Annotated in this window: 22 protein-coding genes, 3 tRNA genes and 1 pseudogene; 12 read left to right on the top strand and 14 right to left on the bottom strand. The window is 48.7% G+C overall.

All coding sequences use genetic code 11. The annotated features are described in order from the left end of the window. Positions 1-113: 113 nt before the first annotated feature. The 3 genes from CA264_RS11850 to CA264_RS11840 form a co-directional block, all read right to left on the bottom strand. Complete coding sequence (locus tag CA264_RS11850; RefSeq protein ID WP_025607396.1) at positions 114-629, bottom strand: acyl-CoA thioesterase; 516 nt, start codon at positions 627-629, stop codon at positions 114-116. Positions 630-823: 194 nt separating this feature from the next. Further along, complete coding sequence (locus CA264_RS11845) at positions 824-1,780, bottom strand: tetratricopeptide repeat protein (RefSeq protein WP_025607394.1); 957 nt, start codon at positions 1,778-1,780, stop codon at positions 824-826. Further along, on the bottom strand, positions 1,777-2,748 hold the full coding sequence (locus CA264_RS11840) for a VWA domain-containing protein (RefSeq protein ID WP_025607392.1): 972 nt from the start codon (positions 2,746-2,748) through the stop codon (positions 1,777-1,779). Before CA264_RS11840 ends, CA264_RS11845 begins: the two co-directional genes overlap by 4 nt. Positions 2,749-3,096: 348 nt before the next feature. Here CA264_RS11840 and CA264_RS11835 point away from each other — a divergent pair. From CA264_RS11835 to CA264_RS11825, 3 genes are all read left to right on the top strand, one after another. Next, positions 3,097-3,183: transfer RNA gene (locus CA264_RS11835), tRNA-Ser, on the top strand. A 121-nt stretch (positions 3,184-3,304) separates the two neighbouring features. Beyond that, positions 3,305-3,378: transfer RNA gene (locus CA264_RS11830), tRNA-Pro, on the top strand. A gap of 71 nt (positions 3,379-3,449) precedes the next feature. Beyond that, positions 3,450-3,523 (top strand) — tRNA-Arg (locus CA264_RS11825). A gap of 248 nt (positions 3,524-3,771) precedes the next feature. Here the strand turns inward: CA264_RS11825 and CA264_RS11820 are convergent. Beyond that, the gene (locus CA264_RS11820) at positions 3,772-3,999 is read right to left on the bottom strand and encodes a hypothetical protein (protein WP_025607391.1); all 228 of its coding nucleotides are present in this window, start codon (positions 3,997-3,999) and stop codon (positions 3,772-3,774) included. 829 nt (positions 4,000-4,828) lie between these two features. Between CA264_RS11820 and CA264_RS11815 the strand changes: the two genes are divergently transcribed. From CA264_RS11815 to CA264_RS22380, 8 genes and pseudogenes are all read left to right on the top strand, one after another. Continuing rightward, complete coding sequence (locus tag CA264_RS11815) at positions 4,829-6,259, top strand: DNA cytosine methyltransferase (protein ID WP_025607389.1); 1,431 nt, start codon at positions 4,829-4,831, stop codon at positions 6,257-6,259. Continuing rightward, complete coding sequence (locus CA264_RS11810; protein WP_025607388.1) at positions 6,256-7,311, top strand: DNA cytosine methyltransferase; 1,056 nt, start codon at positions 6,256-6,258, stop codon at positions 7,309-7,311. The genes CA264_RS11815 and CA264_RS11810 overlap by 4 nt, the downstream gene beginning before the upstream one ends. After that, positions 7,312-8,019 (top strand): hypothetical protein, encoded by a 708-nt coding sequence (locus CA264_RS11805; RefSeq protein ID WP_025607386.1) that lies wholly within the window; start codon positions 7,312-7,314, stop codon positions 8,017-8,019. Next, positions 8,003-9,493, top strand: coding sequence for an ATP-binding protein (locus CA264_RS11800; RefSeq protein WP_025607384.1), 1,491 nt, complete (start codon positions 8,003-8,005; stop codon positions 9,491-9,493). Before CA264_RS11805 ends, CA264_RS11800 begins: the two co-directional genes overlap by 17 nt. Before the next feature lie 6 nt (positions 9,494-9,499). Next, the gene (locus CA264_RS11795) at positions 9,500-12,286 is read left to right on the top strand and encodes a Z1 domain-containing protein (protein ID WP_025607383.1); all 2,787 of its coding nucleotides are present in this window, start codon (positions 9,500-9,502) and stop codon (positions 12,284-12,286) included. Further along, the gene (locus CA264_RS11790) at positions 12,279-13,280 is read left to right on the top strand and encodes a PD-(D/E)XK motif protein (protein WP_119570445.1); all 1,002 of its coding nucleotides are present in this window, start codon (positions 12,279-12,281) and stop codon (positions 13,278-13,280) included. Before CA264_RS11795 ends, CA264_RS11790 begins: the two co-directional genes overlap by 8 nt. Before the next feature lie 4 nt (positions 13,281-13,284). Further along, positions 13,285-15,321, top strand: coding sequence for an AIPR family protein (locus CA264_RS11785; protein ID WP_025607378.1), 2,037 nt, complete (start codon positions 13,285-13,287; stop codon positions 15,319-15,321). Positions 15,322-15,614: 293 nt separating this feature from the next. Beyond that, positions 15,615-15,803 (top strand): annotated as a pseudogene (locus CA264_RS22380) (helix-turn-helix domain-containing protein); the annotation flags it as partial. A gap of 272 nt (positions 15,804-16,075) precedes the next feature. On the opposite strand, the gene CA264_RS22240 reads toward CA264_RS22380, so the two are convergent. The 7 genes from CA264_RS22240 to CA264_RS11745 all read right to left on the bottom strand — a co-directional run bounded on the left by CA264_RS22240 (position 16,076) and on the right by CA264_RS11745 (position 22,177). Continuing rightward, positions 16,076-16,612 carry a hypothetical protein gene (locus tag CA264_RS22240; protein ID WP_025607375.1) on the bottom strand — a complete coding sequence of 179 codons (537 nt, stop codon included), beginning with the start codon at positions 16,610-16,612 and terminating at the stop codon, positions 16,076-16,078. Next, complete coding sequence (locus CA264_RS11775; protein WP_025607373.1) at positions 16,609-17,559, bottom strand: relaxase/mobilization nuclease domain-containing protein; 951 nt, start codon at positions 17,557-17,559, stop codon at positions 16,609-16,611. Before CA264_RS11775 ends, CA264_RS22240 begins: the two co-directional genes overlap by 4 nt. After that, complete coding sequence (locus CA264_RS11770) at positions 17,534-17,926, bottom strand: plasmid mobilization protein (RefSeq protein ID WP_025607372.1); 393 nt, start codon at positions 17,924-17,926, stop codon at positions 17,534-17,536. The genes CA264_RS11775 and CA264_RS11770 overlap by 26 nt, the downstream gene beginning before the upstream one ends. A gap of 143 nt (positions 17,927-18,069) precedes the next feature. After that, positions 18,070-19,002 carry a toprim domain-containing protein gene (locus CA264_RS11765; protein ID WP_025607370.1) on the bottom strand — a complete coding sequence of 311 codons (933 nt, stop codon included), beginning with the start codon at positions 19,000-19,002 and terminating at the stop codon, positions 18,070-18,072. 336 nt (positions 19,003-19,338) lie between these two features. Continuing rightward, entirely contained in the window at positions 19,339-19,674 is a 336-nt protein-coding gene (locus CA264_RS11755) for a helix-turn-helix domain-containing protein (protein WP_025607367.1), read from the bottom strand. 86 nt (positions 19,675-19,760) lie between these two features. Continuing rightward, the gene (locus CA264_RS11750; RefSeq protein ID WP_025607365.1) at positions 19,761-20,732 is read right to left on the bottom strand and encodes a hypothetical protein; all 972 of its coding nucleotides are present in this window, start codon (positions 20,730-20,732) and stop codon (positions 19,761-19,763) included. Positions 20,733-21,025: 293 nt separating this feature from the next. After that, entirely contained in the window at positions 21,026-22,177 is a 1,152-nt protein-coding gene (locus tag CA264_RS11745) for a hypothetical protein (RefSeq protein ID WP_025607364.1), read from the bottom strand. 315 nt (positions 22,178-22,492) lie between these two features. Between CA264_RS11745 and CA264_RS11740 the strand changes: the two genes are divergently transcribed. After that, the gene (locus tag CA264_RS11740; RefSeq protein ID WP_025607363.1) at positions 22,493-23,596 is read left to right on the top strand and encodes a Fic family protein; all 1,104 of its coding nucleotides are present in this window, start codon (positions 22,493-22,495) and stop codon (positions 23,594-23,596) included. A 180-nt stretch (positions 23,597-23,776) separates the two neighbouring features. Here CA264_RS11740 and CA264_RS11735 read toward each other — a convergent pair whose 3' ends face one another. From CA264_RS11735 to CA264_RS11725, 3 genes are all read right to left on the bottom strand, one after another. After that, the gene (locus tag CA264_RS11735) at positions 23,777-24,655 is read right to left on the bottom strand and encodes an agmatine deiminase family protein (RefSeq protein WP_025607361.1); all 879 of its coding nucleotides are present in this window, start codon (positions 24,653-24,655) and stop codon (positions 23,777-23,779) included. Further along, the gene (locus CA264_RS11730) at positions 24,642-25,175 is read right to left on the bottom strand and encodes a hypothetical protein (RefSeq protein WP_025607359.1); all 534 of its coding nucleotides are present in this window, start codon (positions 25,173-25,175) and stop codon (positions 24,642-24,644) included. Before CA264_RS11730 ends, CA264_RS11735 begins: the two co-directional genes overlap by 14 nt. A 133-nt stretch (positions 25,176-25,308) precedes the next feature. Continuing rightward, positions 25,309-25,947, bottom strand: coding sequence for a hypothetical protein (locus tag CA264_RS11725; RefSeq protein ID WP_157593697.1), 639 nt, complete (start codon positions 25,945-25,947; stop codon positions 25,309-25,311). Positions 25,948-26,019: the final 72 nt, after the last annotated feature.

Raw genomic sequence — 26,019 nt, 5'->3', positions numbered from 1 at the left:
AAACGCAGGGGCCGGTACTGAAGCCAGTGTTTATCAGTGACTTTTATCCGAATAGGGGATGGCGCTCAACAAACTGCTGTATTTTCACGACGAACAACCGCCGGAGGCACGGCTTATGCGCCGGCGGCCGCAGCCCGAAGCTCCCTTACCCGCTCCTCGAAGTATACATTCGGCTTGCCTTCCCCGTCTGTCGCCACGCTGCGGTACAGGTCCATCAGGCTATCCTCATGCACCGCTTTGGCGCCTTTGCGCACATCAATGTAGACAAAGCGCATCCATATGACCGACTTCACCTCCTGTGTTTCGGGGTTTAGCATGATGCCTTCCGTGAGCAGGTCAGAATCAGTGAACCAGCGCAGGCTGGTGCGCACCGTTACCTCCTCGTTATACTTCACCTCACGCAGGTAGGAAATCTGGTTAGAGGCGGCTACCCAGGCCTTGCCCACGCGCTGCATGTGCTGGTATATATCGAGCTGGTAGTGGTCCCGGAGCTGGTCTTCCCGGGCGTTCAAAAAATAATCGATGTAGCGGCCGTTGTTCAGGTGGCCGAAAGGGTCGCAGTCCTCAAAGCGAATGCGGGTCGGGCTTTCCAGGTACAGTTTCGGCGGAGTCGTAGGGTTTTCTTGCATGTTGTTACGTTCGATACGCAAGCCGTATGGCCTGCCGGTGGTTGCAGCACTGGCTTTTAAGGGCGGGGAGGAGCAGTTGCTGCAGGTGCCGCTCCCCTCCGTGTACTTTGCATACTGTGGGGCCTTCTGCCGGGATGTCTGAAAGAGGGTGGTGGAAGCGTGCCGCTTCTGTGTTAGGCCCGGTATGCGCATGGCTACCAATCCGGCTTGCTGCGATCCGGGCTTTGAGACGATTTCTTGGGCAGCTGCTGGATGTACTGCAGCTCTGCGTTGCGCATGGCGTCGAGCAGCAGCTTGGCCTTCTCGGGGCTCATGTTTGCCTGGCGTAGTCTCGTGCGCCTTGTTTGTGCCCGCTGATCCTCGTCAGACACATCTTCGCCGCTGGTGCTCCGTTGCTGCTGGTTAGGGTCAAACTGGCTGTTTAATTGCTGGCCCTCCTTGTCGCCGGGCTCTTTGCCGGCAGCCTCTTCGCGCTCCCTGCTTCCCTGTGGGGCATCCTGTGGCCTGGCGCCTGCCTGCTGCGCTTGCTGCCCGTCCTGGTCAGGCTCTGGCTTGTCTATTTCTTCCTCTTGCTGGCCCTGCTCGTCAGGCTTCATCCGGGGCTGTGGCTCCAACTCCTCTTCGGAAGCCGGGGGCGGTGCCTGCAGGCTGTCCTGCTCAGCCGGGGTGTCCTCGGGGGCGGGAAGTTCTTCCTCGTCTTCTTTTGCCGCCTCCGGGTGTAGCTCCAGGTATTTTTTCAGGAGTTCATAGTTATACCTGGCGGCATCGTTACCGGGCTCGGCAACCAGGGCCTGTCTGTAGAGGGCCAGTGCGCGTTTATACTTTCGTTGCTTTGTGTTGATGTTGCCCAGCTGCAGGTGTGCGAGTGCCCGCAGGTGCTGGGTGGGGTGGTCTGCCAGGAGCTGGTACATGCCCATAGCCTGCGGATAGAGGCCGGCCTGGTAATAGGAGTGGGCCAGGTTCAGGCGGAGCTGGTCGTCCTGTACGCCCAGGTCTTCCACCAGGTACTTGTAGGAGGCAATGGCCTCTATATAGTCTTTGCGGGCATAGGCAGCGGCGGCTTCCTTGGCAGAGGCATTGATGCGGGAAATGGCTGTAATGCCGCCGCTAAAGAGGCTAAGGAGCAACACGGCTAAAAAAGCTGCCTTCATATCCGTACAAGTTTAACGGTTATCAGCATGTCCAGCAAAATCAGCGCCAGTGCCAGTGCCAACGGGTAAATGTACTTGTTGGCTGTCACGTCTATGGTTTTACTTTCGCGCAGCTCCCCCTCAATGTTATTGATGGCGCTGATGAGTTTGCTGACTTCGCTCACACGGTCGTTTACCTCGAAGTATGCGCCGCCGGTTAGCTCTGCCAGCCGTACTAAGGGCTCTGGATTCAGCTGTGTCAGCACAACCTGGCCCTCCTGGTCTTTTTTGAAAGAGCGCCCAACGGGGATGCGGCTGCCGTCGGTGGTGCCGACTCCCAAAGTATACACCCGGATGTTCTCTTCGCGCAGTTGCTCCGCCAGGGCCTCCACGTTGCCGCCAAAGTCCTCGCCGTCGCTGATCAGCACCAGTACCCGTGCCTTTTGCTCTTCGGCAGCGGAGGCTGTCTGGGGCCGCAGTTTCTCCAGCGCCAGCTGCAGCACTGGAGCGAAGTCGGTGCCCGAGTAGGGGAGCAGGCTCGTTCGGAGCGTCTGCGTGTAAAGCAGCAGTGCGTTCTGGTCGAAGGTTAAGGGGCTTTGGATAAAGGCTTCGTTGGAGAAGACCATCAGACCGATACGGTCAGAGTTAAACCGGCTGATCAGGCGCTGCACCTCATGTTTGGCCTTCTCCAGCCTGGAAGGCTGCACATCGGTCGCATCCATCGACTGCGACAGGTCAACAGCAATGTAGAGGTCCTTGCCGATGGTCTTTATTTCCTTCTTCATGGCGCCAAAGGAGGGGCCGAGAACGGCGATCACCAGTAGGATAAGGTACGTGTGGCGCAGCAGAAACTTAAACCAAACCCCGTGCGGGCGCTGCTTAAAGAACAGCGCCACCCGCCGCACACGCAGCAGGTAGCCCACGTACAGCGCCAAGAACAGCACGCCGAACAGGATTTCGATGAAAGTTAGGCTTTGGTACCAGGTCATTTCTTTAGAGTATGCCGTTTACAAGCCACAGTGTGTTGCTAAGTAACGGGCAGCCACAAATATACTAAACCCCGGCCACACCTAAATGCACGGTGGGCATGCTTTGGGCTGTTTTGTGCCTCAGAAGGTGCTAACGCGTAACGCTGTACTTACTGTGGCAGGTATAGGGCCTGGAAGAGTAATTTTTTTTCTGTTTTGCTCCTTTTGGCAATCTTAGGAATATCAGTGAGTTATGCGCTAGGGGAGCTTTGGTGGCGAAAAATTTAGCGGGAATTTTGGGCTGGGGTATTGCGTTGTTAAAACCGATGTAGTATGTTTGCAGTCTCTTAAGCAGTAAGAGGAATCCACGGAGAGGTGGGTGAGTGGCTTAAACCAGCAGTTTGCTAAACTGCCGTACTGGTAACGGTACCGGGGGTTCGAATCCCCCCTTCTCCGCTGTAAGATGATGATGAAAAAAAGTCTTTAAAGGCTCTTGTAAGTCAGAAATCTTTACTTATCTTTGCACCGCAATCACGCAGAAAGGCTTCTGGCCTACTGTATGAGGGCGAAAATAGTTCGGGGTGTAGCGTAGCCCGGTATCGCGCCACATTTGGGATGTGGAGGTCGTAGGTTCGAATCCTGCCACCCCGACTAAAAAATTTCGGAAGTGATTCCGAAATTTTTTGTTTAAGGGTAGAGCATCTGCTCTCCTGACGAACGCTGGTCTCGTAGCTCAGCTGGATAGAGCAACTGCCTTCTAAGCAGTAGGTCTTTGGTTCGAATCCAAACGGGATCACTTGATTATCAAGCACTTATGAGGTAAAACTTATAAGTGCTTTTTTTATGTGCACACAATTTGCACACAAACTTTTCTAATCTTCTTGAGTTGATGAGTGGTTTACAAAATTTTTCCTGCAAACAAAGCATTTAAAACATCGTTTGCCTGTATCAAACTGTAAAGCTACTATTATCTCTAATTCAATCCTGTGTAAGCTATTCTATAAAGGTGTAACGAAGTGAGGCTTATCTATCTGCAGCTTTCAGTTAAAGCTGTTCGTCAAAATATTCTTCTCCATTGATAAAAAATCTAAGTAATTGTCCTCTTGCCTTCATCTTGAACAAAGCACAGGCAATCACATAGGCACTCCTTTCTGATGTAGCTTCTATGTTCAGCTCTTCATATGCGAAGGGGTAAAACTCACTGGTTAAAGGATCAGGTCCGGGTTCCCTAATGATTTCAACCTTAAATTCCTTAATTATATCTTCGATCATATTCTTCGTTTAAGAGTGCCTAAGGTTGCCCAAGAGAAGTCTTGCTACGGCTTCTGGCGTATCATTATTCTGCTTTAACGGTAGAGCAAAAAACAAATTATAAGCTGATTTACCGCTTCTATAAGGAAGAACGGGAAAACTAAGGGCAAGGAGCTTATGAGAAACAAGGTGGCTGCACAACCAATAAAAATGGATATAGATATATAAACTCCGATAATTAATGTTGATACTATTGGTTGAACTTAGATATAGAGGGTGGTAGCCCATTATGCTCCTCAGTCTAGTATTTTAGCAGCAATATTTATAGGAGAACTGCCATAGAAAGTTAACATAAAGTTTGTTGAGTTCCAGCTAAAGGGGCAGCATCCAGGAAAGGAGCACTATCTTTTCAAATGGAGTGCGTGGACAGATTTCGTATCGATATTCTTCCGACGGGTTATCCTGTAATATGCTTGAGAGTGGTTTCTGTTAACTTTAAATAATTAACTTAAGCCTAAATTATGATATAGATATTTTATTGTATGTTTTTCTATAGTAAATTCACGTTTCAGCTATGGGTATTTCACATTTTAGAAGTAAAATACCTAGTATATAGGCTCTGTTAGATGCTGAAAGAGCTGATTGAGTGTCTGTTGTGCCTTGTTATAATATCCAGTAGGTCCGACAAATGATGCGGTGCCTCTAGCTTGGGTAACCAGCATTTGGAAAGTTTAGGTGTTTTGCTGCACCAGATTGTAGATGCCGTTACTTCAGTAAATAGCGGTATTTTTTCTATTGCGTCCACTGCACTAAGAGGCACCGGAGGAAAGGCTAAGATTTAAAACATTACATGCTCGAATTTTACGAAAAGTACCATCCGAAATCATTCATTAGTAAATCAGAGTGTTTGGCGGATGAAATGGACTTGCTGGTCCTAAATGAAAATCTAAATACTATTGAAACGGAGCAGTTGCATATACCGGCTTCTTACAGAGAAAAACTCCCTCTTGAACTTTTTACGCGCCTAAATAACCTCTATGCCACATTTAGGGGGAATCATGCCTCGGCTCACCCCCTCTTAAAAAAGTACCTGCCTGAGACGAGGCAGGAACCCCAAGGGGAGCTGCTTTTTGCGGACTTCTTCAGCGGTGCTGGGGGGTTGAGCCAGGGGTTGATTTATGCGGGATTCCAGCCTGCTTTTGTAAATGATCATAACACAGATGCGCTTGAAACCTATTACTTCAATCATACTCTACCCTTAAGCCGCTTTTTCAAGGGCGACATTAAAGATCTTTTGGATAATTTTCTGATATACCAACACTTATTTGAAAAAGTAAAGGTAGTGGCAGGAGGGCCGCCCTGCCAGGGGTTTTCCATGGCCAACAGAAGAAACTTTAAACTGGATATAGCTACAGCGGAAAAGCGCTTCATTGAGGATGAACGGAATAAGCTTTATAAGTATTTTGTCAGGCTGCTAGGCATCATCAAACCGGACTTCTTTATTATGGAGAATGTAAAGGGGATGCAGAAGGTCAAGCGGCAGATCGAAGTAGATATCCGCGAGGCAACAGATGTAGAGTACTATTTCACTCATTTGCGTCTAGATGCACAACGGTTCAACGTGCCCCAGAGCCGCGACAGGTATATACTAATCGGGGGAAGGGATGTGTTCACCCTGGAGCAGATTGGTACCAGCATCAAAGGAATGGAAAGGTCATTTAGTTCCTATAAGCTCAAGGATGCCTTGTTCGGATTGCCAGCAATTGGCACTAATCCTGTTAAGCGACGACCCGAATTGGAAGGCGAAGTACATGGTTTTACAATTCGGAAAATTCCGCTTGAACAAAATGCGTTTCTACAGGAGATAAATAAAGGGGAGACTGTTACTTATCTTTTTAATCACAAATCCAGGTACAACAATGAAAACGATCTGGAGATATTTAGGCGGTTGCCAGAAGGGGCAAATTCCCTGCATGAGAGTATTCAAGAGCTGAACAATTACAGGAACCGGGATCATATCTTCAAAGACAAGTACTACAAATTAATGCAGGATGAGGTCTGCAGGACGATCACTTCCCACATGAAGTATGACTGTCACATGTACATTCACCCAAGCCAGGCAAGAGGGTTAAGTCCCCGTGAGGCTGCCCGAATTCAGACATTCCCGGACTGCTACATGTTTAGGGGAGCATTAAATGACTGGTATCAGCAGATAGGAAATGCCGTTCCGGTAAAGCTGGCAGAAGTTGTGGCCAATCAGATTTATGAACATTACAGATGAATTATATAGAGTTATTCGCCGGGATAGGCGGCTTTCGTAGTGCGGTTGAGCACCTGTCAAGGGACACAGGAATAGAATTGAAATGTGTTGGGTTTTCCGAAATAGACCGGTATGCGTTGATGACTTATGGCGCAAACTACAGGTTGAACGGGGAAACAGCTATGCATGATATTGTCCGTTTTGCAGCTGATCCCGGGAACATAGCCGCCCTGCCCGATTTTAATGTCCTGCTAGGGGGCTTCCCGTGTCAGGCCTTCAGCCTGCTGGGTAAGAAACTGGGGCTTGAGGATGAGCGGGGGAAGATCCTTTTTAGTATCCACGAGCTGCTGAAGGAGAAAAATCCTGAGTTTATAGTTCTGGAGAATGTTCGTAACATCATCAACCACGATAAAGGAAAAACACTTGATTTGATCCTGGATTTTTTCAGGGAGCATGACTATCAGTATATCAACTATGTGATTCTAGACACCCAAAATTTTGGGCTTCCACAGCGGCGGAGTAGGATTTTCTTTTTTTGCAGCAAACGGAAACTAAACATTGAGCTCTCTGAAAAAGCGATTGTGGACAACTTTAGCCGGATACAAACGACCTCCCTCTCTGTTTATTCCAATGTACTTGATATTCTAGAAAAGGAAGTTGATTCCAAGTACTATCTTTCAGAGAAAATAAAGTACACAATTTTGGATGGTGGGACCAAAAACTTCTGGAGTAAATCTCAAATAGACCTGGATATTGCGAGGACGTTGACAGCCACCATGGTAAAAATGCATAGGGCTTGCCAGGATAATTATTACTCTGATGATTTCGTGCATAAAGGAATTTCACACAAGGACACACCAAAAGAAATATTATATAAAAAGCCTGTAAGGAAACTGACACCGAGAGAGGCTTTAAAGCTTCAAGGGTTTAATGATACTTTTTATGAGTCAGCCATGAGGGCTGGAGTAAGTGATCATCAGCTATACAAACAAGCCGGCAATGCCCTTAGTGTTAATACAGGCTATGCCCTGCTGCATTACCTGTTTGTACACCTTAAAGTGCAGGATAGGTAGATGAAAAATCCACACTGGAAAAGAGAGGAACTGATTCTAGCCCTTGACCTTTACTTTAAGTTGGACTATGGTCAGATGCATGGGAAGAACCCTGCGGTAGTTCAGCTAAGCCAAGACCTACAGGCCCTAGGCTTACATACTGTCGTGCCAGATCCTTTTTCATTCCGAAGCGTCAATAGTGTTTCGTTGAAGCTTGCCAATTTTAAGAAGCTGGATAGGAATTTTGCAGGGAGCGGTATGAGAGACGGAGCAAAGCACGATCTGGAGGTATGGCAGGAATTTCAAGGTTATCGGGACGGGCTGAAGAGTGAGGCAGAAAGAATCCGTAGGATCTTCCTGCATAATAAAGAGAAGCAGATGCACTCCAGGATATTATCCGCAAATAATGCCGACTTTGCATTCCAAATTCACAAGCACCGGGAAACAGACCCCCTGGCTATACAGCTAAAAATGGAAATGGTACTGGCAGATAAGGAAAGACTTAAGTGCGAAGTATGCACCTTTGATCCTACCGACTGCTACGGGGAATTAGGCCGTGGGATGTTGGAGATTCATTACACACAGGACCCAACGCTGCTGCACGGTTTAGAGGCAAGTGATATGGAAGACTTCTGTGTAGTTTGCAGCAATTGCCATCAAATACTTAACAAGCATTTTAACTTGATTGATGTAGAAGATTTGAGACATATACTTGAATCAAAACAATAATATGCCACGACGGACAGAGACGGCGAATTATGATATTCTGAGACCGGAACCCAACAGTCTGCTCCAGTCTGCACGCTCGTTCGGGTACAATATTGAAACCGCGATAGCGGACTTAATCGATAACAGCTTGACAGCGGGCGCCTCCAAGATAGCAATCTCTTATGCCATTGACCAATTTACATCTTATGTTAGGATAGAGGACAACGGGAAAGGTATGTCTGAGAAGGAATTGCTAAACGGACTGCGGCTTGGCAGCAGCAGCCCTCTCATACAACGGGGAGAGACGGACCTGGGCAGGTTTGGACTGGGGCTTAAAACTGCTTCATTTTCACAGTGCCGGAGATTGACTGTAAGGACAAGGGACAGGTTCGGTATACAATCTGTCCGATGCTGGGATCTTGATATTGTGCAGAAGGAAAAAGATTGGGTGTTGCTGCGTCAGTGTGCGGACCAGAACTCAGTACAAAATCTGGGCAGCCTGCCGGGCGAAGGTACCGGTACGATTGTACTGTGGGAAAAGCTTGATCGGTTAACTGAAGCAGGGGAGTTCAAAGCGGTTAAGGAGCACTTCTACCGTAAGTTTGAGAATGTCAGAAAACATCTGGGCCTTATATTCCATCGCTTCATAGAAGCTGGGGAAGTTACAATCTTTGTAAATGGAGACACAATCAAGCCCCATAATCCCTTTCATATATCAACCAGAGTTCCAACATCGGAATTGCAGGAAGAGCAGCTCTCTATAAACGGACACCTAATCACTATTCAGCCTTACATTCTGCCGCACGAGTCCAAGCTGACAGGGAACGAGAGGAGGCAGCTCCAAATCATTAAGGGATGGACAGAGCATCAAGGCATTTATCTCTACCGTAACCGCCGCCTTATAGCTGATGGCACCTGGCTTGATCTGGAATTCAGAAAAAAGGAAAGCCAGCGGTTATGCCGCATTGCTATTGATATTCCGAACACACTTGATAAGGAGTGGCAGATTGATGTGCGAAAAGCATCAGCGAAAATTCCGGATGTCATTCGCAAAAGGGTACGAAACTTAAGCCTGGCTGCAGTAGAGAAAGCTGTAAAAGTCTATACGCACAGAGGGGCCTATATTAGGCGGAAAACCAGGCGACAAGACATAACATATACCTGGCAGGCCAGGGTGCGACGGGGGAAACGGTTTTATGAGGTAAACAGAGAACATCCGGTTTATGAGTTGATACAGGCAAAGCTGGGTGAAAGTGCCTTTCTTTTCCAAGACTACATGAAACTGATAGGAGAATCACTGCCAGTAAGTTTCATTATGCAGGATTTCTCAGACCCGGCTACTCTTATGAAAGACTTCTTCGAAGGGTCAGAAGCAGAGTTACAGTCAATATATCAGAATACTTTATCTGCCCTAATGAAAGAAGGATTATCCCTCCAGGAAGCCCGGGATAAAGCAGGCAGCCTGGATTGTTTTCAGCAACTAAAGAACCTATAATATAATATGAAGCAGCGACACTACAATTTGGTCAAAAGCATTGTCAAAGACAGCTTTAATCTTTTTAAAGATTACCTACCCTATCAGGTGGCAATGGAAAGGGCGGCTGATAATGTTCTCAGTGCTATAGACTACTCCGACATTGTTCACCCGAACATCACTTTCAGCTCCATTGAAGACGTAAAGGACCTGCTGATGTCTGAATTGCAGTATGAAGTTAATGTGAACGAAGGGGTTACGGCAGGTGAATATCATTCCTTGAGTGATAGTACCGGCCATATCCCCTGGTACAGGGATAAGGTGGCCGCTGATGCAATAGAGTTTAAGTTCTGGAGCAGGTATAAAAAGTACCTGCTCAATATTAAAGGTTGGGGCTCGGAGACAGTCAATAGGCTTGATGAGGTGACGGACGATATTATTGAGAAACTGGAAGATCCAACTATTAGGAACAGACCCTTTGACAGGAGGGGGCTTGTAGTAGGGTATGTGCAGTCCGGAAAGACAGCTAATTTTACCGGTTTAATAAACAAAGGTATTGACAGTGGATATAAAGTAATTATTATCCTCAGCGGTCTCCATAAAAACCTGCGCAGCCAGACGCAGATGCGCATTGATGAGGAAGTGATAGGCCGTGACACGAGCGATCAAGCTCAAGTAAAGCGGATAGGTGTAGCCACGTTGCAGGGGGAAAGTTATATCAACACAGTCACTTTCACAACACAGGATGACAATGGAGATTTTAATCGCGGCTTTGCACAACAAGTAGGCGGTATTCAGCCCGGTACAGACAGGCCCATGATTCTTATTGTCAAGAAAAATGCTTCCGTACTGCGGAACCTTATCCGGTACTTCAGAGAATCACTTGAGACCATGGGCAGTGACTTTGTCTGTCAAGATGAGAACGGAAGCACCCTCCTAAACAATCTGCCCCTGTTACTGATTGATGATGAAGCGGACCAGGCATCCCCGAACACGAGACCTCCTGAAAATGACAACGGGGAACTTGACCCCACGGCGATTAACAACTGTATACGGCAACTGCTCAACCTTTTTAATCAGAAAGCTTACGTGGGGTATACCGCCACACCTTTCGCAAATATCTTCATTCATCACGATAAGTCACATTCCGAACTGGGCAAGGACCTTTTCCCTTCCTCTTTTATCATTTCCATGGAAGCACCATCCAATTATTTCGGTCCTGTGAAGGTGTTCGGCCTGGATGATGATGAAACCGAGCGAGGCCTGCCAATTCACGTGCCTGTACTGGATGCATCGCAGGCTCACTCCAGGTTTCTGCCCCTACGACACCGAGCTAGTGATGTGCCGGACTATATTCCGGAGTCATTGAAAGAAGCCGTAAAATCTTTTATCATCAGTTCAGCCATTAGGCGTCTTAGAGGTCAAGGCAACAAGCATAATACCATGCTCATCCACTGTACGCGCTTCAATGACATACAAAATGCCATTGGTGTGCTGGTGGAAGATGAGTTTAACAGGCTTCGGGGAGGTATAACCAACTTTGATGCAGATATTGTCAATGAACTTCATTTACTGTGGCAGCGGGATTATATGCGGATCTCCTCCGCCATGGACTGCCCAATCCACACGTGGGAGGAAGTCCGGGATAACTTAAAGCCTGCGGTCCTTAAGATGGAAAGAAAACCGCACATTATCAACGGGAGTGCTGGAGACATACTGGATTATAAAAGCCGTGAGAGTACCGGCCTAAGTGTGATTGCCATCGGGGGGGATAAATTATCTCGCGGTCTGACTCTGGAAGGGCTGACTGTAAGTTACTTTACAAGGGCAAGCACCCTTTATGACACCTTGATGCAGATGGGCAGGTGGTTTGGCTACAGAAACGGGTTTGAAGATCTTTGCAGAATCTACACCACGCCTGACCTTTATAGCTGGTACAGGCATATCTCCACTGCATTTGAAAAACTGAGGAAAGAGTTTCTGGTCATGAGCAGAAATAAGGCAACCCCGATGGAGTTTGGGTTACGGGTGCTCTCCCATCCGGACATGATGGAAACCAACGCCATGAAGATGAGGCATACGGAAACGATGAAACTCAAGTATCAAGGAACGTTGACAGAAACAACCACGATTTCATCTGACAAGGCAACTCTGTTGGCAAACTTTACTGTGGCAGAGGAATTTATTCAGTCATTGGGAAAACCGTCTGTTGATCAAAACCGGCGAATTATCTGGAAAGATGTGCCGGTACAGATGGTTCTCGGTTTTTTGAATGACTTCAATACCTACAAAGGACTGCCGGCAGCAAATGCCCACCGCATAGCAGAGTATATCAACCTGCAGGTAAATAAAGAGCAACCTGAGCTATTGCATTGGAATATATCACTTGTTACGAAGCAGCGGGAAAGAGCGGGGGATATGGTTCCATTTGCTGGACATGACATTGTGCCACTGGAGCGGACTATTTCACGTCCGCTTTCTGAAACGATCTTCATACAGCGTCTGATTTCCAAAACAGACGAACTGGCAGATTTTGAAGTTTCTGAGATAGATCGGATCAGCCGGGAAAAGGAGGTCGATGTTAAGGGAACACCGGCTGCGTCACGGGATGCCGGCCCCCGCAGGACAAACCCACTGTTAATGATCTACCTGCTTGATGTGAGAGACACGGTCGAAAACGGCAATGCTTTGCTGCCATTCGACAAAAGACCTGTGGCTTTTGCTATCAGTTGGAATGTTAGCGGAACGGCAGTAGAGCTGGTTTACAGCATTAATTCTGTCTATCAAGAACTAGAGCTAGCACGGTATGATTGATTATCAAGAAATTTGGGAATCCGTCAATGCAGAGTCAGTCAGTAGCGGAAGGCAGCGACTGGTCGCGCGTCGTGTCAGAACAAGCGGTGCGTTTCCAATTTTTCTGGCTTCGGATTACAAGAGCGGCCTCCGCCTGCTGTATCTTAAGGCTGATTCTTTGCAACAGCTTGATTTAAATGAGCTTCCAGGAATTAAAGGGCTTGAAGTATGTCGTCAAATAACGACCATTGGGGGATTTAGTGACAAGGAGTTTATTAAATTTTCTCAAGTAATTCCAGCATCTGATAGGATATTTGAATATTTTATATCGGATTTGTGTGATGCCGTGGCTGTTTTAAAGGATGCAAGCAGCCTTTTTCGGGAGCTGCACAAGATCTTGAGTGCCTGGAAGATTTTTTTTGAAGGCCGGGAAAAACCAGTTTTGTCTCTGTCTGCACAAAAAGGTCTAGTGGGAGAATTGGTTTTCCTCAAGGAGCACCTGCTGTACCTTTTTACTCACCAGGAAGCCATTAGCTTTTGGACAGGGGCAGACAAGACAACCCATGATTTTCAGTTAGGAGAGAATGCGGTTGAAGTGAAAGCCACATCCAGCAAGCAACACAAAAAATTTACGGTTTCGTCGGAGCGGCAGTTAGATGAAGTTGGGCTTAAACATCTTTATCTGGCAATATTTACACTTCGTTTGCATCAGAACCTTCCTGCCAGAAGCCTGCCTGTTCTGGTGCAGGAGATTCAAGACATTCTACAGGAGGATCCGGTCGCTTTTTTCCATTTTAATTTAAAAGTCACAAAGTACGGATATAGCATGGAACATGCTGCTCATTACAAAACAGGATTCACGGTGGCTGACGCCAAGATGTATGAAGTAAAGGAGGGCTTCCCGCGTGTGATGTCATCGGGTCTGCCAGATGGTGTGGGCGATCTGAAATATACGGTTGCAGTTGCGGCCTGTACCCCCTTTGAAGTAAACATGGAAGTTATACATACGCCTTAAAAAAATGCAGCTACAAGAGTTTGCAGTGGAGTTCTTAGAAAGCTCATTAATTACAGTGGATGAGGAGAAAATTTCTCAAGAGGACTCTATCACCAATGATATACTGGAATATGTCGTTGATTCTGGGGAAGTCATTGCCGGCGAGCTATGCCACTACAAGGTGAGGGGCATTAAGGTAAACGCCTGGAACTATGATGAAGAAAGTCAGACTATAGACCTTTTCATCACTATATTCAAAAGCGATGCTCGTCTTCATAAGGTAAATGATAGGGAAGTGGAGGATGCCTTCCAGAAAGCATTGAATTTTTTCTGGTCTGCAAGAGATGGCAGGTTGAGTGGTAAAGTTGATGAATCTGACACAGTTGTTTTTGACCTGGTACAGATAATTGAACAGTCCAGGAATTCAGTCAAGAATGTAAGGTTTTTTGTACTGACCAACGGCCAGACTTCGGCAGATATTGTACCTGAAGCCAAAGAAGAAAACGGTGTCTACCTGGACTTTCAGCTTTGGGACATTGAGCGGGTTTATCAGCAGTATTTGATCCGCTCTGGCAAGCAAAAAATTGAGATTGATTTCATCAACGATTTCAACTTTAAGCTCAAATGCCTGCAGATGGATCCGGTGAGCGACAAGGTAGATGCCTATCTTACAATAATGCCCGCCAATATTCTAGCCGAAATATACAAAAAATACAGACAAGGGCTGCTGGAGAAGAATGTAAGGACATTTCTCCAGTTCAAGGTAAAAGTAAACCAGGGGATACGGGAAACCATCAGAGGTGGGGCGGACATGTTTTTCTCTTACAACAACGGGATCTCAACCACTGCAGACAAAATAGATATTGAATATGAAGGGAATGCTGCTTATATCACACGAATTGAGAACCTGCAGGTTGTCAACGGTGGACAGACTACAGCCTCAATATTTGCAACATCAACCGAGAAGGGGAGTGATCTCTCGAAGGCATTTGTGCAGATGAAAGTCTCTGTAGTGAAACATGAAGATGAAATTGACAAGATTGTCCCCAGAATATCACGTTTTGCAAACAGCCAGACGGCTATAAAAGATTCAGACTTTTACTCAAATAGTGATTATCATGTCGCAATAGAAAATTTCTCTAGGTCTGAATGGGTGCCTGCTAAAACAGGTGGGAAAGCTACCAACAAGTGGTTCTATGAAAGAACTCGGGGTCAGTACCTGGATGAGAGGGCCAAAAGAACTACGAAGAAGGAGGTAGGTATATTTGACAGAGAATACCCTAAGCAGAAAAAGTTCACCAAGACTGATCTGGCGAAGTATGAAATGAGCTGGAGACAACGGCCGTATGATGTCAGCAAAGGCGCAGAGAACAACTTCAAGATATTTATGAAGGAATCAGATTCAGACAAAGTCGTTATCAGCAAGCAGGATTATCATTATCTTGTTGCAAAAGCGATTCTCTTCAAGCAGATTGACAGGATTGTAATGAGAAGAAACCTCGGAGGCTATAAGGCCAATATGGTATCTTATCTTATCAGTTGGCTCTCCTATAAGACAAACAGAAAGCTTAACCTTGATAAAATATGGGAAAATCAGGCTATCTCAGAGCAGCTACACCAAGTCGTAGATCAAATGATTAATATAGTCTGGAAGCATATCAATGCTCCCTATAAGGCAGGGATGAACATTGGTGAGTGGTGCAAGAAGCAGGAATGCTGGCTGACGCTTAAGGACAAATTTATTGATTTAGGCCCTCTCGGAGAAGAACTTATCTCTCAATCTGTCAGTAACGTGGAAGCTTGTCTGGAAGTAGTGAACCTGTCACCGCAGGACGCCAGAATTCTTAATGAAGCAGCCGAAGTACACAGTGCAGTCTGGTTTGCCATATCAAAGTGGGCGAAGGAAAATAATATGTTTACGCCCTTCGATAGGAAGCTGGTATATAACCTGGGTGTACTTGCAAACCGGAAGACCTCCTTTAGTCCCAAACAGGCTAAAAATGGTTTACGTATCCTTAAGTCAGCTAAGGACAACGGGTTCCAACAAGCTGAGGCATCCTAATTGTGCGGCAGAACTTTACTAGAACTAGCAGGTTGGATGTAGTGCCTTTAAGTAATGAAACAAGCTAGTCTGAGACATACCTGCGCGATCTTCACGAGGATTGAACATATTAGGATAATGTTGTAACCATGTTCCTCCTCTCTACTTTTAATTTATCTTATGTAGAAGCTTTTTGATTTTATTCGTTGCGAATGATAAGAAGTTTAGTTTATGACTTGTTCTTAACACTCACAAAATTGTCTTGTACATAGGAGTGTTATTGCTTAAATGTTCATTTTTAAGTATATTAATGTATGGAAACAGCAGAAAGAAGACGACCAATCCACATGGGTGACCACGTGAGAAGAATGCGGACTGCTTTGGGAGTGAAGCAATCCGCACTAGCCAGCGAACTGGGTACTACCCAGCAGAACATCTCCCGCATTGAGCAGGAGGAGGAGGTGGATGATGCGATGCTAAACAGAATTGCTGGTGCTCTCGGAGTGACGGCTGAAGCTATCAAAAACTTTAGAGAAGATGGAGATATGTTTCATATTGAGCATATGCATGATCACGCTTCTGCTGGAAAGGGAAATTTTAATCAATGTACCTTTAATCCTCTGGACAAGCTCATTGAGGTGATGGATGAGAACAGGAAACTCTATGAGCGCCTGCTGGCAAGTGAGCGGGAGAAGGTGGAAATCCTCCGGCAGCAACAACAGGCGTTACTGCCAGAGGATCGTTTACATCAAGCGGCCTCTCTACAAGCCGCCTATTATTTTTCAATTACCTCTGTTTCCTCTAACAGCTCCACGCGCCGTTCAGCCTCCTCCGGGGCCAGAAGATATGTAGAGTCCGCCCAGAAAGCTGCCTCTGGGTATTCTTGCCGGACAAGCCTATACTTGGTGCTGCTCTCCTGCAGCCTACTATTCTCCCGGAAGAGGCTAAAGCACAGCCCGACGGAGACGGAGGTTGCAAGTAAAAGCATGAAACCACCGATGATAAAGCCCCTCGACTTGGCCTCGAAATGGTGGTAGTGCCGGACAGGCAGCACCTTGGGCAGCTTGTTGTATGCCTCCCAGAAAGAGGTGATCAGGGCGTAGAGCTGCAGCGAATGCTTGCTAATATCATGTTCCTTGATGAGCGCCTTCAGCTCTTCAAAGTGGGAGGTATAGTCCTTTGACGGCGGCGGGACTATGGGTTGTGGCGCCTGCGGCCCCTCTCGTTCCTCCAGCTGTTTCAGTCTTTTGGCATGCTGACTCAGCACGCGCTCGGTGTCCAGGAGCCGTTCCTCCAGTTCTTCTGTTTTCATAAGCGTTTGCCTTTTCTTTTTTTGCGTTTCGTTCTTTTGAAGTGATAGTCATTCAGATATTGGTCATATTCCGCCTGCGCTGCCGCGGGGGAGAGGAGGGTGTCAGTAAGGTGATGCAGTACGCTTCTCTCTCCCGATGGTGGGACAACAGCCAGAGCCTGAGGGCGCACGTGGCCTCCCTGCCGGGGCAGCAGAGCGAGTAGTGTACGCTGGCCTTGCTGCCTGTTCTGTTCAAGTCGCTTGGTGATGTTACCGTAGCTCAGGCTCCTGTCCACGCTGGAGCCCTTGAAGCTCAGCTCCCCCACACAGAAGCTCACGCCCTGCACCTGGTCCGTACCACGCCTGTGCTTATAGTCAATGCTGATGCTTTTATCCCCAAGAAGGCGCTCCAGCTCCTGCCAGCTGCGGGCCCTGCCCAGTGCCTCCTTCACCGCGTCGTGCAGCTCATACTTTACTTTATCGGCTCCTTTTAACTGCTGGCGATTCACCTGCCCTTTGCCTGGTGCCAGATAATAGCCGTGGCGCTCAGTCATCTCCCGGCATACCCTGGCGTTGCGCCGGTGCTGGAATCTATCTGAAATCGTTCTCCCTTCATAGTCCACCCGGTTGTAGACGATGTGCAGGTGCGGGTGCTTGCGGTCCTGGTGTTGGACCACGAGGTACTGCGTATCCTTGAGCTGCATCTGCTCCATATACTCTTTTGCCCGCTCTGCCATGATCGCAGGGGTAAGCTTAGCCGCATCCTGTATGCTCCAACTCAAGGCGATGTGCCCCACGGCCTTCTCCAGCTCGGGCCTGAGTTTGCGCTGCAGGTTAAAGTCGGCGACCATGTCCTGAACAGACTCTGTACGGATGCCCTCTGCGGCCAGTACCACAGCCTCAGACTTCTGCACCACGTAGCGCACGCAGCCTGAGAAGCTCTTACCGATCATCACCTTTCCGATCATCTTTGCTTACCTGCTGGAGTATGTGCTGGATGTCATGCAGGAGCTGGCGGCACCTGCCCTGCACCGAGAGCAGCCCCTCCCGGTGTGCCAGCCGGGTGATCTGGTTGAAGTTGTTAGCCAGCCCCGATAGCATGCGCAAAAGGGTTGCCTCCTCAGGCCGGAGCCGTGCCACGACCACCGCTTTCTTGGCCGCCGCCCTGAACCAGGCCGAGGCGCTCAGGCCTGCCTCCCGAGCCTTACCCTCCACCAGAAGCCGCTCGGTCTCGGTCAGGCGCACGACCAACACGTGCGTCCGCTTGACTCGTTTGAAGGGGCGGCCCCCTTTCTTCCTAGTGTTTTCCTGATGCTGTGCTTTTGCTGTTTCCATGGGACTGATTTATACATGTGCTTGCTAAGTCCCCTGCTGCGACCGCCGGGAGCTGAGGGGAAGGCCAGGGGCCGGGGAGAGGTTTTTGTATGACAAAAACACAAACTTGCTCCCTGCCCTGAAAGCCTCTACAGCTAAGCACCTTACCGGTAGCCAAGGCCCACCCGGAGCTGCTTTGCCTGCCGCTTCCTTGCCACATGAAACTCGTTCACGTCCTTGCTGCCCTGGTAAAAGGAGGAGGCGTCCGCGCAGCGCAGGTCCGAGCGCAGGAGCCGCTCGGCCACCTTCCTGCCCGCCTGGTCATGGTCCAGGAAAAGGAGCACTTCCCGGTGCCGCCCAAGCACGTCCAGGCTTTTGCTTAGCAGAGCCAGGGAGTTGAGGACAAGGAAGTTGGAGCGCAGGGCCAGCTGGGGGCGCAGCTCCAGCAGGGATAGGAAGTCCATGAAGCCCTCTAGCAGGCAAACCCTTTTAGCTCCGTTATTCACAAAGGTGATGTCCTTGGGGGCGGCGGATCCCTTGAACCAGCTGTTGCGTAGTTCGTAGCCGCCGGACCGGTTCGCAAAGCCGACGGCTTCGTGCTGCCTCGTCCCTATACGGAAGCGTACCTCCTGGCAGTAGGGCTTTGCCGTCTTAAGCGGGATGTTGCGCTGCTGCAGGTAGCATGCCAGCGGGCTTGCATCCTCCAGGGGCCTCTTCTCCAGCACCTCGATGCCGGGTGAGCGGCCCTGCGCTACGATGGTGCTTTCACGGGGAACAGTACTTTTAGAGGGCTGAATGACTTTAACGCTTGTTGCCGCCGAAGGAAGCGCCTGTGCGGAGAGGAGCTGGATCACCTCTCGGATCGTCGCCGTGCGGTGCAGGCGCAGGGCCAGGTCGAAGACCTTGCCGCCTTCCCCGACGCCGTGGTCGTACCAGCGGTTCAGGCGCGTGTTGACCTTGAAGGAAGGGGTGCGCTCGGCAGCGCGGACAGGGGAGATGTACCACCAGTCAGAACCTTTCCGATGCGCTGGCTGGATGCCCTGGCTTGCCAGAAAGTCGGTGATAGAGAGCTCACTGTTAATTTGCTGGATATTCATTTTACACTATTTATGAGTTTAAATGTACACAGTGGCCGGATTGGCTCTTCCAGGGAGAATGTTACCTGTTGAGGCAATACACGGATGCAGCACGGTCTAGGTCCTGCAAATCCCCGTGCATGTGCCAGTGCCCGAACAGCTTCTGCTGCACAGCTCGCTTACGCCTCTGCCAGTGCATGAAAGGGAGGGTACCATAGCTGGGCTTGGAATCAACATGTGGGGCGCGTGCCTTAAGGAAGCGGAGCGGGTGCAGCAGTAAAACCTGCGCCACCCGCTGCCTCCTGTGCTTTCGAAAGTCAAAGGTGCGCTCCTGTCGCTTCGGAAGCGATCAAAACATCAGGTCCTTCTCTTGGTGCTCAACACATGTTGCCCTGCCTCCTCCCGAATCTCAGACATAGTCTTTTTCCGCCCCTTGCGTACCCACTCATCCAGTTCAGCTTTGTAGAAGTAGAGGCGTTTACCCTGTTTGTTGAAAGGGACTTCCCTGCGGCTGGTTTTCACATAGAGGGTGGCGACGGATAAGTGGAGAAAAGCAGCAGCCTGTGTGACGTTAAAGATAGTTTCGGCGTCCTGCAGCGTGTTTTGCTCCTCGAAGCGTTGCTCAAGGCGATCCAATTTCTCGTGCAGTAGGCGCATGGCCTGGGGCAGTTGTTCGAAGGTAAGGTTTTCCATGGCAGTGTTTCGTTTGGTTTACACTGCAATGGTAATAGTCTTGTTTACAAGGTTACAAGCAGGTAGTCCCGCTTCCTACCTGTTACCTATCGACTGTTATAGTTTTTCTGCGTGCGAAGCACCGGGAAGACGGCGTAAGTGCCGTCAGGTTGCTTCTTCACGTCCAGGATAGGGGACTGACAGGGCTTCACATTAGAGGAGATGATGGCAGCCAGGTAGTTGGGGGGCAGTGTTCTTTGTTGTTTGCGGAATACATAGGCGAAGTGTCTGGAGATCCACTCCTCCAGGTCCCCTTTGAGGCAGCCCACAATGAGGTTCGCCTCGTAGAGCTGCTTGAAAGCATCTGCCAGCTGATTGCCGTTTCCGTGGAAAACGAGGGGGGAAGCGGGGGGTAAATTCTCCTGCAGGAGGGGCAGCAGCAGTTGTTGCTCGTGCTGTGCGAAATACCCTTTCAGAATATCGTAGAATGCCACTGCGACCCCCTCTACAAAGCGTGGGAAGCGGCGGACAGGCTCACCAGCCAGAGGGGGTATTGTTGAGGTGGCGTGTACCTGCTCAACAGGTACCAGGCTATTAACGTGCTGCCTTAGGGAGGCAAGCAAGAACTCCCGAAGCTTGACAGATTCACTCAGGTCATCTACAAACGTTTCTTCGATCAACACATGCGCATGAGCCGCCCTGAGGTTCTGTACAACAAACAGCTTATCCAGTCCAACAAGGGAAATATAGCCCGAGGGGTAGTGTTGCCAGCGGAACTCAGCAGCCTGACCATGAAAATTCAACCAGAAGGTTTTGAAGCGCCGCTCCATTAGGCTAAGTAAGCGATCAACTGTTTGTAGCTGCACCACTTCAAGGGTAATGAGGTCCAGAACAGCCAGTTCAGAAAGAAGCCGGAGCTCACTCTCGAAGGCGGAAGCCTCCTCATAGGGAGTCTCGTGGCGGATGTCATAAGCCTGCACTTCGTTGATTTCAGCAGGGGACCCCTGGCGCACCTTCCTTTGCTGGATGTGAAGGTGGAAGGTCTGGAGGCGGATCAGAAACTGTTTTAAGTGTTTCATAGGGCGTTAAGATTGTTAAGTACCCTTTGTAAATCTTCTCCTACGGTAAACGACTGCCTCTAACCTCAAGCACGATGAAACAAGCCTTTGCTTGAGCCAGGGACAATGGCCGGTACCATCCTTACAAAGAAGATACAGGTTTGTACGATAATTAGATAATTTATATATAGTATTGACGATAAAATACAGGACATTGGTATGTTTGCTTTATCAGAGCAGGTAAATCTCTTTTATGCTGCCAGTATTGACAAGGCTTAGTTACATGATCAACAGGGATGTACAACGGGTTTTTATCAGGAAAGAGACTTCTTCCTGAAAGCAAGTGTATCTTTGTCAACCTCGTCTAAAAGGGCAACCGGCAGGTTTACCTGCGGGTCGTACCAATCAGCCTTTTGCGCGGCCCACGCCAGCCATTCCTCCCGATCCGGTGAAGGAGAGTGTATGTCCTCAACCTGCTGTTCTACGGCGGTGATATAAGCACGCAGCAGCTGCGCCTCGTGCCAGCGCTTGGCCTGCTGCAGCAATACCTTGAACCTGTGGAGTTCCTGCTCTTTCCGTGCCTGCAGCTCCCGCAGGATCCGCTCTTTTTCACGGCGTTCTTCTTCCGCTTTCTGACATTCAAGACGCCACTCTTCCTCTTTCTGTGTCTTCCACTCGAGATAGGCGATGACAGCAGAGATCCTGCTTTCCAAGGGCACCTTCCCATCCTGCCACTCTCTTCCATTCCAGGAAGGGCCAATCTTCAGGACCAGCACGCCGGTTGGAGTATAATCGTAGGAGTAACTCCCCTTCCTAATCTCATTAGATCTCTTCTGCTTCTCCCGGATGGCCACCTCGTATCGCTCTTTTCTGATATGAATGCAAGCTTGGGAATTGCTTGCCAAAACACGGTTGCCCCTTGCCTGAAGTGCCTTGATGAGCGTGTCCATTAGCCGGAACGTCCGGTCGAGGCACTGTTTGGAAACCTTGATGTCCAGGAAACCAAAAGATTTGGTGATCAGACCGGTGAAACGGTATCTGGCGTTTCGCGCCTCGATATCAGCTTTGGCCGCGGTTACCAATCTATCTGGATTGGTTAGCCGTGGCGGGACCTTCAGTTTCTTTCCCAAGCTGCGTTCAATTTCCAGTTGCAAAAGCTCACGGGGAGTGTGGGAAGCTGATGATTTAGCCCCGGCAACAGTAGCTAAATCTATTTCCTGCGCTACCGTTTCATTGGTGGGCAGTGTAGGAACCGGAACCTGCTTTCCGGCCTTAATGCGCTGCCAGTGCCCAGACTTTGGCAGCGGGATCAGCAGCTTCTTGCACAATTTCCGCAGTTCATAGTCTGAGACGCTGTACTTCTTTGAAAGGGAGGTGATAGGTTCAGCCCATACCTGTTTGTAGAGTTCCTGCCGGGTGACCAAACTGCGTTTCATCAACTTGACATAGAGTGCTTTACTCTTCAATATAGCTAAGGATTAAAAATAATTAACCAGCGCAAAGGGAATTTATATAAAACGGACTGGAGCCTGCTGTCAAGTTGAACTCTGAAATGATAGCAGGCTCTAACCCAGGGAAATTAATCATAACCTCGCCTCCACCGACTCGTGCTGCCTAGCCAACACCTCCCTTCCAGTGATGATGTCAAAGTCTAGCTAAGCAGGCATGATCAAGACTAATTATCCTGCTTCAGCGTATTTAAATTGCGGTGAGCCGAATAGGATTTTTATTCGGCTCATTATTTTGTTATGTTTGAGCCGTAAAAGATTTGTAATCGGCTCATGATCTATAACTGGCAACAACCCGGCTGGCCTTCCTTCAGCTATGATGTAAGCGAAGTAGAGGACATGCTTTTCGAGTTTGCTGAGCTGACGGGCCACGTCAGTGGGATGTTGAAGACCTTGCCTGAAGCGGTACAGTTGGAGGCAGTGCTTGATATGATGGTGGCGGAGGCTATCAAAACGTCAGAAATTGAAGGCGAGTACCTTCGCCGGCAGGACGTGGTTTCGTCGATTCGCAATAACCTCGGCCTTAACCAAACCCCTGAAGCAACACAGGATAAGATGGCGCAGGGGGCGGGCGAACTGATGGCTGATGCCCGCAAAACCTATGCGGATGCCTTGACAGCGGAAAAGCTCTTCCAATGGCACACAATGCTTCTGAAAGAGCAGAAACAAATCTGTGTCGGCGCGTGGCGCAGCCATGAAGAACCCATGCAGGTCGTCTCGGGGGCGCTTGGCAAGGAAAAGGTGCATTTTGAAGCTCCTCCTTCTTCCCGCATACCCGATGAAATGAGCAGGTTTATTCAGTGGTTCAATCAAACGGCACCTGGAGGAGACGATGAGATCAGGAAAGCTCCTGTTCGGTCGGCGGTGGCGCATTTATATTTCGAGACTCTTCACCCGTTTGAAGATGGCAATGGCAGAATCGGGCGAGCCATAGCCGAAAAAGCGTTGTCGCAGACCCTTGGCCGCCCGGTCCTGCTAAGCCTCTCCCGGACCATAGAGGCAGATAAAAAGGCGTATTACAATGCCTTGGAGCAGGCTCAGAAAAGCAACGAAATCACCTCCTGGGTCGCCTACTTTGTCAGCGTTATTCTCACCTCACAGAAAGAGGCCATTGCCCTTGTTGAATTCATTCTGAAGAAATCAAAGTTCTTTGACCGGTTCAAAAATATGCTGAATGAACGGCAGTTGAAAGCAATAAGAAAGATGCTGGATGCAGGACCGGAGGGTTTTGAGGGAGGTATGAATGCAAGAAAATATATAGGCATTACCAAAGCCTCCAAGGCGACTGCCACAAGGGATCTGCAGCATCTCCTGGAACTGGGAGTGCTCATCCAGGAAGGTGGCGGTCGGAGTACCCGCTATCGTTTGAACATTTAACCTTCCAAACCTGGTTCAAGCTCCTTTTTGGCAATGATGAACAGGTCCCGCAGGTTTAGACACCTGAGGATCTATAAGAAGGTGCTGTCGGGTCGTCTGGAGTGGCTGGCGGGGAAGGAGTGTATCCCGAATGCTGGTCCATCTCTTCATCATGACCACCCAGCACATAGTCCATCCGCTCTACAGGTGCAGCGCCGTTACATTTGAGCATGCAGGGCTTTTTACATTCCAGCTTATACAGTTCAGCAGTCCCCCATGCCTGGCCACTTCGTTTATGTTGACGGGCTCAACCGTCCTGTCGGGGAAAACCTCGCTTAGAAGGTTAATGACCTCTTCGTCTTTGTTTCCTTTCACTTCAAACACGGGCACCATGATCAGGTCACTCACCTCCAGGTAGTTCACGTAGCATCCTACAGCGGATTCGGGAAAACCTTTTACCTTGTAATCCAGGAACGGCAAACTGATGTAATCAAGGCTGTGGGTTTTTAATACTTTCCTCATGCCATTCTTCCAGTAACCATACTCCGCTTCCAGGCAGTTGCCAATCAGCGTGGTCCTGTCATAAAACCTTACCAGTCCATCCGCGTGGCCTGTCATATCGGACTTTATCTGGGGAATCACTATGACCTCTGCCTCCAGCAGCTTTTCCAGTTCGCTTATCAGTTGCGATTTGTTTGCATATGCCGGGTTCTCAGAAAAGACCCGATCGGTGATAATGACCCTATCCTGCCATCTCACCACGTTTCCACCGTTCAGGTTGATGTGGGAGTAGGTCGCTTGTATTTGATTGAGCTCCAGCGTTACTTTCGGGTCTGTCTGCAAGGCTGCATACTTGGACAGGTAGGAGGGGGCATACCTGAACTGAACGTATTCCGCATCGCCTTTCTGGATGGGCATATAATCCCTGCACCAGATATCCTTTGTTCCCTTCAATAGCCCGTGCCGGACCTGGTGCCTGTCCAACACCTGACTTACCTTGAGATAGGCAGCTGTATAGCGCACATCTGATGCCAGGAGCGCAGAGAAGAAAACGTAATCGGTTTCTCTATCGATTATCATCTTCTTGTAGCTGGGTATATTTGTCCTCCAGATACTTCTTTATCTGAGGGGCGAAGTAAAGCCGGTGCTCTTCTTCTGTGATCACATCACTTTTATGATTGTTGCAGAAGTAACAAGCCAGCACGCAGTTTTTGGGGGAGTATTCATTTGACTTGGAGTCCCTCCGCTCCAGCTCAAGGGACCTGCCGCGTTTTCTCTTCGTTGAAAGGGATCCTGTCGTATAGTCGAATAGTTTCTGGAGCTTATCTTCCGTTATCCCGCAATAGGCGCAATGCCTCGGCTGCTTCCGGTACCATTCGAAGAATGCCCGCTTCCCCGCTTTCTGGAATTCAGCAAACTCCTCTTTGCCTTTCCTGCTGTCGAACAGTATATTGGATCTTTTGATTTGCGCCCTCAGCTCCTGGCCGGTCTCCCACCACTCTCTGAGGTTGGTTAATGAAATGCTTTCATTTTCATTGCAGATCTGCTGGTACTTCTTTCCCTCAGTCAGGTGCTGCAGTAAGAACTCTTCCTGGTTCATGTTTGATAATAGATTGAATGATAAGTTACGTTCTGTATGGCAACCCATGATGCAAATTTTTCCCTGAGTTATAGAAACGCCATTTAACCTACTTGAGGAGTAGCATAAGCTATACCTAATCTAGGCAGATTCATCAACCTGTAATTTTTGCTGCCTTTACTACAGCCTCAACCTGTGTTTCCTGGTTAAGATACCAGAGGTCAACGTCCTGCTGCCTGGCTAACTCTGACAAATAATTTAAAGTCACCACTTTCATTCTCTCACGTGTGTCCGGGGCGACGTCAATGATGAACATCCCGACACCTATTCGCCTGTTATGTATTCTCTCGGTCTCCTCCCTCTGTGCCACTAGTTTCTGGATGTCTGTCTCTATTTCCTTTTGCTGCAGTCGTCCTCTGTGCCGTTCAGAAGCTTTCACCTCCAGGGAGTACAGAGTTTCCTTTAGCGTGTTGGTAAAGTTGCGTCTGCGCCAGTCGTAGTTGATCTCCTGAGTGAATACCGTGATATCAGGTATAATCTCTATATCTGCATTTTGGTAGTTTGCATGACGCGTGAGGGATCTCTGATGCAAAAAAGAATTCTGCACGCATGGAATGGTTGTCTTCACATTCATCCCAAGCTGGTTGAAGGGTATTCCCCCTGTTTGTCTGAGATGATGGTACAGCATTGCCTGGTAATGCAGTTCTGAGGCTAATATCAGCCTGCATTCACTTTTACCTAATTCAAAACATTTCGAGAGGGCTTGTTTGACTTCTTCTGGTGACTGTATCATTCTTCGTTGTTTACTGATCCAGCTGGCAATGCGGCCTTTCATACCTGGCCAGCAGCAACTGTTTAGGGTAAC

Source organism: Pontibacter actiniarum (genome assembly GCF_003585765.1).
GTDB classification, from domain to species: domain Bacteria; phylum Bacteroidota; class Bacteroidia; order Cytophagales; family Hymenobacteraceae; genus Pontibacter; species Pontibacter actiniarum.
The sequence above is the reverse complement of the archived record's forward strand: the minus strand, read 5'-3'. Positions and strand labels throughout refer to the sequence as shown.